A 10,823-nucleotide genomic window follows, 5' to 3' on the forward strand; every position below is an offset into this window, starting at 1 on the left:
TTTCGACGGCTCAAGATTCGTTACGAACGCTATGCTCATGTTCACGAGGCCTTCATGTCTCTGGCTTGCGCTTTGATTTGCTGGACGCGTCTAAAGTCTCTGTTTAACTAATTTCGCAACAGCTTCTTAGTCGCCGGGTCGTATAACTCAGCGGAAGCCAAGGAGCCGCCGACGCTATTGGCACCGCCGGCAACCAGCACCTTGCCATTGAGCAGCAGCGTCGCGGTGTGGGCGTGGCGCGCTTGGGCCAGATCGTCGACGGACAACCACTGCGCGGTCGCGGTCACGGTGATCGCAACCTGCGCTGTCACATTGCGCGCGCTGTTGCCGGCGGTGACGGTATAGATCGTTTGGGTCTGCGCGTTTTGGGGCGTGCCGCTGATCACCCCGGTTTGCGCATCGATACTCAAACCGGCCGGCAGCGTCGGCGATACGGCGTACTCAGCAACGGCGCCGCCGCCGGCCTGCGGGATGTCCTGCGTGATTGCCTGCCCGACCACGTAGACCGGCACCGGGTCCGAATACGCCAAACTCGTCGGCGGGATGGCCTGTGCCCGTACTTCGATGCTGACCTGCGTCTGCGCGCTGCCCGCGCTATTGCTGCCGGTGACGGTGTAGTTCGCCGGCGCCGTCACGGTGGTTGGCGTGCCGCTGATAATGCCAGTCTGCGGATCCAGGGCGAGCCCCGCCGGCAGCGCAGGCTCGACAGCGTACTGCGTGATCTCTCCGCCAGAAGTCGTCGGCATATTCGGGCTGATCTGTGCGCCTGCCGCATAGACGACGGGATTATCTTGATAGCTAAGGCCATCCGGCACAGCGACGCCATCCTCCACTTCGATCTGCACGCGAGCCGTGACACTGCCGGCGCCGTTGCTGCCAGTGACAACGTAAACCGTGACGGGCGTGGCGGCGGACGGCGTGCCCGAGATCACGCCGGTGACGGGATCGAGGACAAGTCCGCTGGGCAGTGCGGGCGACACGCTGTACTTCGTGATGGAGCCGCCGCTACTGTGCGGCAGATTGGGAATGATCGGCGCCCCTTTGTCGTAGACCACCGCCGGATCGCTGTAATTCAGGCCGGCAGGTGGAGAAACCGTTGGATGGAGATCGCTGCCGCCACACGCAGCAAGGAACGCCACAAGCAGCAGAATCAGTACAAGAAGGGGATTTCCACGAGTCATGATTGCCTCGCGCTCAATAGAATCGGTCACTGATTCGGATTCCTCGACACCTCATGAAAGACTATTAACAATAATAGCGAACGTCAATGTTATTGTTTGATTTGCGTGGTATGAACAATTGACGTGGCACAAGAATTGTTTTCATGAAGGCGATCGTCATTGCCAGAAATACGCTCGGCTATTCCTCGTCGTTGCGTCTATCGTTCCGCACTTTGGACCGGAACGTTCAGTCAATCATCCTAACAATCGAATGGCAGGCGGCGAGCCCGATCCAGCGGGTCCTCGCGGTCGGAATGAGGCCTTCGCGCCAGTGTCGATCGGCAGGATTCTTGTTTCGGGCGGGTGATGTGCCGCCCGTGCGTAGCAAGATTTCTCACCTATTTGTTCCGAAGTCGGCGACACATTGACGCGCCTATTCGAGAGCAATGCCAAGCTCGATGGGTTGCGATTTCGCCGCGTAGATCGGCGCATGCGTGATGTCAGTGCATGGCAAATTTATTTCGTAAGAAATAAGTAATGTCGATGGAACTGATTGCCCATATATTGGGATATTAATTCAATGTGATCGGAAATGGTATGAGGCTGTGTGAGTTAAGGCGAGTCGTGTTGAAGTGATTGTTCGCTATAAATAGTGACGCGGAGAATTTCATCCCTTAAACTAGTTTTACTTGTCATGGTGATGGGAGTCGAGATGAAAGCAAAACGAATGCAATACGGTTTGGCGACCGTTCTGCTGCCGATGATTTTCGTCGGTGCGGCTCATTCGCAGACCGCCACGACCGGCACCATCAATTTCACCGGCAGCATCACCGACGTCCCGTGCGAAATCGATACGGCCGCCACCAGCAGCACCGTGACCATGGCGAAGGTCTTTGCGAACGACTTCAGCGGAGCGGGATCGACTACCGGCACCACCGCGTTCAAGATTGTCCTCAAGAATTGCGGTGCGTCGACGACGGGCGCGACAGTGCTGTTCACGGGCACGACGGACAGCACGAATTCGACGGCGCTGCAAACGACGGTTGGCGGAGCGGGCGGGGTCGCGCTGCAACTCGTCGACGATACCGGAACCCCGATCAGCATCGGTTCGAGCAGCAAGGAATACACGATTGCCGAGGGCGACAATACGTTCAACTTCGAGGCGCGCTATATCGCGACCTCGGCAACCGTGACGGGCGGCGCGGCCAATGCCACGGCGGTCTTCGCGCTGACGTATAAGTAACGGACTCCGAACCATCCGGCGCATGTGTGCCGATCGAGCATGCAAGACCGTTCCACCGACGCGGCGCCCTGGCCGTGATTTTCCAGAGAGAGACAAAACATGCGCTTGCCTATCGTTTGTCGTGCTGCCGTTGCCACCGTCCTCACGCTGAACTGCGTCGGCGCTTATGCCGGCATCCAGGTTGGCGGCACTCGGGTGGTTTTCGATGCAAAAGTTGACGCGCGCGATACGTCGGTCGCCGTACGCAACAAGGGCGAGACGCCGTACGTGATTCAGATTTTCGTCGACGACGGAAGCGGCAACACCCGCCGCATGCCGTTTACGGTCACGCCGCCGCTCTTTCGTCTGGACGGCGGCAAGGAGCAGCTCGTCAGCGTGCGCCACGTGAAGCGGGGCGCGGGATTGCCGCAGGATGTCGAATCCGTCTATTGGATCAACGTGAAGGAAATCCCGCCCACCGGGAAGCGCAACGTGGACGTCAACACGCTCAAGATCGCCGTGCTTACGCGCATCAAGCTCTTTTACCGGCCGACGGGTCTGGTCGGCAGCGCGGCCGACGCGCCGTCGCAACTCAAATGGTCGGTCGTGCCGAGCCCGATCGGGCAGGGCGCGGCGTTGAAGGTCAGCAACCCGACGCCGTATCACGTGACCTTCTCGACCATCGAGGTTCAGGCCGCGCAGAACGCGAGCGTCAACGCGGACATGGTGAATCCCAAAAGCGATTTGATCATCCCGATTCCGTCCAGGACGATCTCACAGGTCGGCCCGGTCAAATTCAGCTATACCACCATCAACGATTACGGCGCCGTCACGCAGGCAACGGAAGTGACCGCGCAACCTGCCGGATCGCCCGAGGCTTCGCCACAGTAGGATGCGATGATTCGGCATCGTGTTGCCGATGTCGGCCCTTCGCGCATTCGAGTCACCATGCTGGCCGCCGCGCTGACGGTGCTCTCGTCAGCCGCTCATGGCGAGCAAGCGTTCGAGTTCGATCCGGCCTTTCTCGAACTGGGCGGCGGCCGGGGCGGGGCGGATCTTTCCGTGTATGCGACGTCGAATCGTGTGCTGCCGGGCGTCTATCTCGTGTCGGTCTTTGTCAACGGAGAGGCGATCGATCGGCGTGACATCGCGTTCATGTTCGACGGCGCGCATGGGGGTGGGGAGGATGCAGCTCCCTGTCTGACCGCCCGGATGTTCGACGAGTGGGGTGTCAACGTCGCCACGTTTCCCCGGCTGGCGCAGGCCGGCGGGGACGCATGCGTCGACATCGCCGACAGCGTTCCCGACGCCCGCGTCGACTTCGACAGCCATCAACTGCGGTTGAACGTGACGGTGCCTCAGGCCGCGTTAAAGCGCCGCGCGCGCGGCTCGGTGGACCCGGCGCGCTGGGACCAGGGCGTGAACGCGGCACTGCTCGACTACCAGCTCAGCGCCGCGCAATACGCGGGCAGCAACTACGCGTCCGTCAACTCGCGCACGACGCTGTATGCCGGCCTGCGCGGCGGCATCAATCTGGGCGCGTGGCGGTTGTCGCACACGTCGTCGTTCCTGCGCGGGCTCGACGGTAAGAGCCGATTCCAGATCATCAACACGTTCGTGCAGCGCGACATCACCGCTTGGAACAGCCGGCTGATGGCCGGTGAAGGCACCACGCCCGCCAACATCTTCGACGGCTTCCAGTTTCAAGGCGTACAGATCAATACCGACGAAACCATGCTGCCCGACAGCCTGCAGGGCTACGCGCCCACCGTGCACGGCATCGCACAGACCAATGCGCAGGTGACGATCAAGCAGAACGGTTTTGTCATCTACAGCACCTACGTGCCTCCCGGGCCGTTCACGATCGACGATCTCTATCCGACGTCGTCGTCGGGCAATCTGGAAGTGACGATCACCGAGGCCGACGGGCACACCACGACGTTTACGCAACCGTATTCCGCCGTGCCGATGCTGCTGCGCGACGGCTCGTGGCGCTACAACGTCACGGCCGGTCAATACCGTGACGGCATTTCGGGCTCGCATCCGAATTTTGCGATGGCCACAGTCGCACGCGGCTTGCCGGGCGAATTCTCGCTGTACGGCGGGTTCATCGGGGCCGGGATGTATCAATCGGTGCTGGTCGGAGTCGGCAAGAATCTCGGCACCGTCGGAGCGGTGTCGTTCGACGTGACGCATGCGCGCAGCGCGGTTGATCTGGCCGACAGCAGCACCGTGTCGGGGCATGCGTTTCGCGTGCTTTACGCGAAGGCCGTGGGCGGTTGGGGCACGGACTTCCGACTGCTCGCGTACCGGTACTCCACCGCAGGCTATCGAAGCTTCGCCGATGCGGTGCAACTGCGCGACGGCAGCGAGCCGGCCGCGCTGGGCGCGAAACGCCAGCGCCTGGAAGGCACGGTGAACCAGAGCCTCGGCCGGTTCGGCTCGATGTACGCGACCGTGGCCGTGCAGACGTACTGGGGCAGCGCGGCGCGCAGCACCGTGTATCAGCTCGGACATAGCGGAAACTGGGGACGCGCCAGCTATGGACTTTATGCGGGCTATAGCAAGGGAAACGGCGTGCCGTCCAACTGGAATGTGTCGTTGTCGCTGTCGATGCCGCTGGAAGTGCTTTTGGGTGGTGCGCGAACGCGTGCGGCAGGCGGCGGCAGCTCGAACGTCACGTATTTCGTTAGCCGAAACAACGAGAACCACGTCAATCAGCAGATGATGGTCGGCGGCAGCAGCAGCGATCAACGGTTGAATTACAGCGTGGGTGTTGCGCATTCCAGCCAGTCGGACGTTAGCGGGACGGCATCGACGAGTTACCTCGCGCCGTTCGGCCGCTACGACGCGTCGATCGGCAGCGGCCGCGGATATTCACAGGCCGTGTTCACGGCGGCGGGTGGACTGCTATGGCACGAGACGGCGCTGTTGTTCACGCAACCGCTTGGCGATACCGTGGCGGTCGTGGACGTGCCGAACGTGAAGGGCGTTCACTTCGAAATGCATCCTGGCGTGAGCACGAATCGGGCCGGCGAAGCGGTGATTCCGCGTCTGAATCCATATCGCGTCAACCGCATCGTCGTCGATCAGCGCCGGATGCCGCAGGACGTGGAGATCCGGAACCCGGTGAGCGAAGTCGTGCCGACTCGCGCGGCGGTCGTTCAGACCCGCTTCGATTCCGTCGTCGGCCTCCGGGCCATGTTCGCGTTGACGCGCCCCGACGGCTCGTCTCCGCCGCAAGGCGCGACCGCCGAAAACGACGAAGGACAGGCGCTCGGTGTCGTCGGGATGGACGGCGAGGCGTTCGTGGCCGGATTGCCGGACCTCGAAGGGCATTTCATCGTTCGCTGGGGCACGGAGCGGCAGAACCGATGCCGGGTGAATTACACGCTGCCCGGGAAAGGAGCGGTCGGCGCGTATCCGGCCATGGAGGCGACATGCAATTGAAACGAGTATGGCGCGCGCGATTCCGTGATTCGACTGGCGCGCGTGCGGCGGCGCGCTGCCTGTGGATCGCCGTTGCCGCGCTGCCGATCGGCGCGCATGCGGCGACTTGCGAAGGCGACAAGATGCTCGCCACGCTTCCGGCCATCGCGGTGGCCTCCGATGCTCCGGTGGGGTCGGTGTTGTGGAGTCAGAAAGGAATCGCCTTCAGCACCTATTGCACGGTGGGCTGGCTTGACACCAGCAACATTTATGTTTGGCGCGCCGACTTGAGCTCGACGCTTCAGCAATACGGGCTGACCTTCTGGCTGACCTACGAAGGGCAGGGCGGCAACACCGCGCAGCAAATCAAGAGTCCGATGGTCGTCGACCTCGGCGGCAAGAACGGCTATGCGAGCGGAGCCGTCGACCTGGAATTGAGGAAGACCGGTGTCACGCCGGCGCAAGGCGCCGTCAGCGCGGCGGACATTCCCGCGTTCTATCTCGATAGCAATACTAACAACAGGAAAGGCTCGCATTACATCCGCGGGCTGACCAACATTTCGTTCGTTTCCTATACCTGCGACATCGATACGGGCTCGCGCAGCATGAATGTGCCGCTCGGCGACGTGCGCGTCGACCGCTTTTCCGGGATCGGCTCCACGTACGGGGATCAGAATTTCAACATCGGTTTGACCTGCACGCAGCCGGCCGGAACGTACAACGTCGCACTCACGTTTTCCGCAACGGCCGACAGTACCGGTGCGTCGGGCGTACTGGCGCTCACGCAGCGTTCGGATGCGGCGTCCGGGGTTGGCATCCAGCTGCTGATGGGTGGTTCACCGGTGACGTTCGGTACGGCCCTCGATGCCGGCAGCGCGACCGCGGGCACGACGCTGACGATTCCGATGACGGCGCGCTATTACCAGACCGGCAGCGTGGTGACGCCGGGCGCGGCGAACGGGATTGCGACGTTCACCATCAGCTACAAGTGACGCACGCCGCGGCGACGGTCAGTCGGCTCACGCGCCTGCATCTGTTCGATTTCTCTTCCACCCGCACGACGTAAGCCGCCGAAACGGCGTTGGCACTCTGCGTCCACATTCGTAGAACTTCGATATCCGGACAGGGTATCCATTGCTAATCTTGCGGGCGAAACATGGCCGCGCCGGTCCGTGGCCCTCACCTCACTTCGGCGCGCATCTGTCTCCAGCCGGTCAATGCACGCGGGCCGCGCGCCTCCTCCGCCTTGGCCGATCGCTCGTCCATCAAAACACTGATTCATCATGAAATATATCGCGCTGTTGCTCGTCGCAGCCCTTGCCGGTTGCTCGTCTTACTCCACGCCTCTGACCAATATTTACTCGATCAGGGCGGAAGACGGCGTTCAACGATATCGGGTGACGTGTTCCGGGCTGCTCGGCGGAACGGAAGTCTGCAAGCGAAGCGCGGCGGAGATTTGCGAAAAGTCGCGCGTCAAGGTGGTCGGCCAACAGGAGCCGAGCGCCATTACCTTTATGTGCGAAGCGCCTCAAGCGGCGGCGCGTTGACGCGCGGCGTGAAGCCGCCGGATCGATCAAAGAAATAACTTAGTTAAACATGAAAAATCTCATCATTACTTCCGTGCTATTCGCGTTCGCGGGATGTACCGTCCATTCCGGTCCGACGGTGAATGCGCGTCCGATCAACAGCGGCAACACTGCGGCGAAGATGTTTGAAGTCGAGTGTACCGGCCTGTTCATCGAGACCGGATCGTGTCTGAAGAAAGCTCAGGAACTTTGCGCGATCCAGCCCGGATCGCCGTCCGTGCACGTTCTCGAGACGAGCGGGCCGAACGGCCGCACGCCGGATCGCCTGGTGTTCCGTTGCGATGCGCCGGTCAAGCTTCAAGCGCCGGCTCAAATCGTGTCGCCCGCGCCCGCGCCCGCGCCCAGCCGGCCGGCGGCGAACGTCCTGCTCCGTGGCGACGCGCTTTTCGATTTCGATCGCTCCGACCTCAAGCTGTCCGGGAAGCGCGATTTGGACGATGTCGTAAGACAGGCGGAGGGCAAGCGCTTCCGTGTCGTGCAAGTGTCCGGCTACACCGATGCCATTGGCTCGGACTCCTACAACAACGCGCTTTCCGCTCGTCGCGCGCGTACCGTGGCGAACTATCTGCGCGAACGGGGATTGCAGGTGGATCGCTTCGTCGTGAGCGGATTCGGAAAATCGAATCCGGTTGCGTCAAATGCGACCGACGAAGGACGGGCTCAAAACCGGCGCGTCGAAATCGTTCTGGAACAGAAATGACGGCGAGTGTCGAAGCCACCGGTGGCTTGCGCCTCGGCTTCCTTGCGAACGGGATTCTGCCGAACGATGTCGTGCGTCAGGCGTTCGTACAGCATTCGACGGAATGCGGCGTGTTCTAGATTGCGTTGATGTGCCGGTCGTCGCTTGCAGAATCGAGCGCGCGACGTAACGCAGCCGAGGGCGCGCGCTTCGATCCGAGTTTTCACTTCCGGTAAACGCAAGACAACTATCCGGGGTCCTGGAAAACCGACGGACCGTTCCGATTCCAATCGGAATGCGGCGCACCTCGACGGATGCGCACGTGGGCGTCGAGATTAAGCGTTGATCGCGAAATCCGACACGGTCCTTTATCTCGCCAATGCGGACATTCCTGCAAATGGACCAGTGCCGCATGCGCGGTCGCGCGTTGCTTGACGGAGCGTGAAAAACCATGCGGCGTGGTTCTCCGTGTGAAGAGCGACGCGAGAGCGAACGACCGATTGGTGATACGCGTTTTTTGATATTTCGAAAAACGCCAAAAGGATGATCCATTCTCTTTGAGGGTCGTATGCCGATGCGACATTTCGTTATACGAATGGAGATCCGGTGTGGCGACATGCCGCACATGAAGGCCGATGCTCGTTGTATATCGACACGCTTCCCGCACGCGACGGTTATTTCGAACTATTGAGATGTATCCGGAAGACGCGTCTCTGTATCTTTGATGATCTGAATCGGTCGTTTGGAACGGACGCAATCGGCCTCGGGCGAACGTCAAAAATCCATTCTGCATCGTCGATTGACTTCATATCCGTCGTGTCTTCCAGCGGGACGTCTCAGATCCGGGTATGCGTATTCTGATCTTTTTATTCGTGTAGCAGTACGAAACTAATATAGCGAGGAATGAATCGTGAACAAGATTTTCAAAACAGTCTGGTGCGAAAAGGCGCGTACGTGGGTTGCGGCGTCGGAGCATGCAGTGGGGCGGAAGGGCGGAACTTCGAGTGTCGTGGAGTCCGCTGTCGGACTGAAAAAGGTGCTTAAGCTGTCGCTTCTGGGCGCGGCATCGCTGGTTGCGATGGGCGTTGCCGGGCCGTTTGCCGGCGAGGCAATGGCTGCCTCAAACGCGGGTGTCTGTCTTACGTACAACGGCAGTAGCAACAATACGTCGGGTACTGGCGGCTGGTTCGCTAATGGCTGTAATTCGGCCGGTTGGGTGCAGGGCATGGTTACGGGCAGCAAGACGAATTGGGTCGGCCTGACCGCGGACGACACGCAGATTGTTCTCGACGGCAGTGCGGGCAACATTTATTTCCGGACGGGCGGCGTGAACGGCAACGTGTTGACGATGTCGAATGCGACCGGCGGCGTATTGCTCAGTGGCCTCGCTGCCGGTGTCAATTCGACCGATGCAGTCAACATGTCCCAGTTGACCTCGTTGTCGACTTCGACGGCAACCAGCATCGCTTCGATTTCGACGAGTCTTCTTTCGGTTGGCGTGGGCGTCGTGACACAAGATTCAGCTACCGGGGAGATCGACGTCGGCGCCAATTCGCCGGGCCTGACGGTGAATTTCGCAGGTGGCCAGGGTGCGCGCACGCTGACGGGCGTTGCCGCTGGCGTCAACGATACGGACGCGGTTAACGTCAGTCAGCTGACGTCGCTGTCGACGACGTCGTCGACGGGCCTTTCCACCGCTACTAGCGGCATCGCGTCGTTGTCGACATCACTGGTCAGCACGGCGAGTGACCTGACGTCGCTGTCGACGGCCACGTCGACTGGGCTTTCCACCGCCGATAGCGGTATCGCGTCGTTGTCGACATCGCTGCTCGGCACGGCGGACGACGTCACGTCGTTGTCGACGAGCCTCAGCACCGTCAATGCGAATCTGGACAGCCTGCAGACGTCGATGGGGAACGTCGTGTCCTACGACGATTCGTCGAAGTCGACGATCACCCTCGGCGGCGTGGGCGCCACGACACCTGTCCTCCTGACGAACGTGGCAGCCGGTACGATTTCCGCAACCAGCACGGATGCGGTGAATGGCTCGCAGCTCTACACGCTTCAGCAGGATTTCGCGCAACAGTATGATCTGCTGACGTCGCAAGTCTCGTTGCTCAGCACGTCGGTGTCGGATCTGCAAGGCAGTGTCGCGGCAAGCGCGGGAACTGCATCGGGCGACAATAGCACCGCAAGCGGAAACAACGCGACTGCGTCGGGTACAAACAGCACGGCCACTGGCGACAACTCGTCGGCGACGGGCAACAACAGCACGGCCAATGGTGCGAACTCGACCGCGTCGGGCGACAACAGCACGGCAAGTGGCACGAACTCGACGGCGACTGGTGAGAACAGCACCGCGACCGGCACGGACTCCGCAGCGTCGGGCAACAACAGCACGGCCAACGGTGCGAACTCGACCGCGTCGGGTGACAACAGCACGGCAAGCGGCACGAACTCGACGGCGACCGGTGAGAACAGCACGGCGACCGGTACGGACTCCGCAGCGTCGGGCAACAACAGCACGGCCAACGGTGCGAACTCGACCGCGTCGGGTGACAACAGCACGGCAAGCGGCACGAACTCGACGGCGACCGGTGAGAACAGCACGGCGACCGGTACGGACTCCGCAGCGTCGGGCAACAACAGCACGGCCAACGGTGCGAACTCGACCGCGTCGGGTGACAACAGCACGGCAAGCGGCACGAACTCGACGGCGACTGGTGAGAACAGCACCGCGACCGGTA

Annotated in this window: 7 protein-coding genes and 2 pseudogenes; 8 read left to right on the forward strand and 1 reads right to left on the reverse strand. The window is 61.3% G+C overall.

Annotated elements, in window-relative coordinates; genetic code table 11:
• Positions 1–111: pseudogene (locus tag WS62_RS35910) on the forward strand (IS5/IS1182 family transposase); the annotation flags it as partial.
• On the opposite strand, the gene WS62_RS04505 reads toward WS62_RS35910, so the two are convergent.
• Complete coding sequence (locus WS62_RS04505) at positions 108–1,211, reverse strand: putative Ig domain-containing protein (protein WP_156440863.1); 1,104 nt, start codon at positions 1,209–1,211, stop codon at positions 108–110. The pseudogene WS62_RS35910 and the gene WS62_RS04505 overlap by 4 nt on opposite strands.
• A 661-nt stretch (positions 1,212–1,872) precedes the next feature.
• Here WS62_RS04505 and WS62_RS04510 point away from each other — a divergent pair.
• The 7 genes and pseudogenes from WS62_RS04510 to bpaC all read left to right on the forward strand — a co-directional run.
• Positions 1,873–2,403, forward strand: a complete 531-nt coding sequence (locus WS62_RS04510) for a fimbrial protein (protein ID WP_066568301.1) — start codon at positions 1,873–1,875, stop codon at positions 2,401–2,403.
• Positions 2,404–2,502: 99 nt separating this feature from the next.
• Positions 2,503–3,273 (forward strand): fimbrial biogenesis chaperone, encoded by a 771-nt coding sequence (locus tag WS62_RS04515; protein ID WP_066568293.1) that lies wholly within the window; start codon positions 2,503–2,505, stop codon positions 3,271–3,273.
• A gap of 57 nt (positions 3,274–3,330) precedes the next feature.
• Positions 3,331–5,832 carry a fimbria/pilus outer membrane usher protein gene (locus tag WS62_RS04520; protein WP_066568295.1) on the forward strand — a complete coding sequence of 834 codons (2,502 nt, stop codon included), beginning with the start codon at positions 3,331–3,333 and terminating at the stop codon, positions 5,830–5,832.
• Positions 5,823–6,803, forward strand: coding sequence for a fimbrial protein (locus WS62_RS35920; protein WP_066568298.1), 981 nt, complete (start codon positions 5,823–5,825; stop codon positions 6,801–6,803). The genes WS62_RS04520 and WS62_RS35920 overlap by 10 nt, the downstream gene beginning before the upstream one ends.
• A gap of 291 nt (positions 6,804–7,094) precedes the next feature.
• A complete protein-coding gene (locus tag WS62_RS04530; protein WP_066492849.1) occupies positions 7,095–7,358 on the forward strand; it encodes a hypothetical protein in 264 nt (87 codons plus the stop codon).
• Between the two features lie 49 nt (positions 7,359–7,407).
• Complete coding sequence (locus WS62_RS04535) at positions 7,408–8,097, forward strand: OmpA family protein (RefSeq protein ID WP_066568300.1); 690 nt, start codon at positions 7,408–7,410, stop codon at positions 8,095–8,097.
• An 889-nt stretch (positions 8,098–8,986) separates the two neighbouring features.
• Positions 8,987–10,823 (forward strand): annotated as a pseudogene (gene bpaC / locus WS62_RS04540) (trimeric autotransporter adhesin BpaC); the annotation flags it as partial.

The organism is Burkholderia sp. ABCPW 14 (assembly GCF_001523835.1).
GTDB classification, from domain to species: Bacteria; Pseudomonadota; Gammaproteobacteria; order Burkholderiales; family Burkholderiaceae; genus Burkholderia; species Burkholderia mayonis.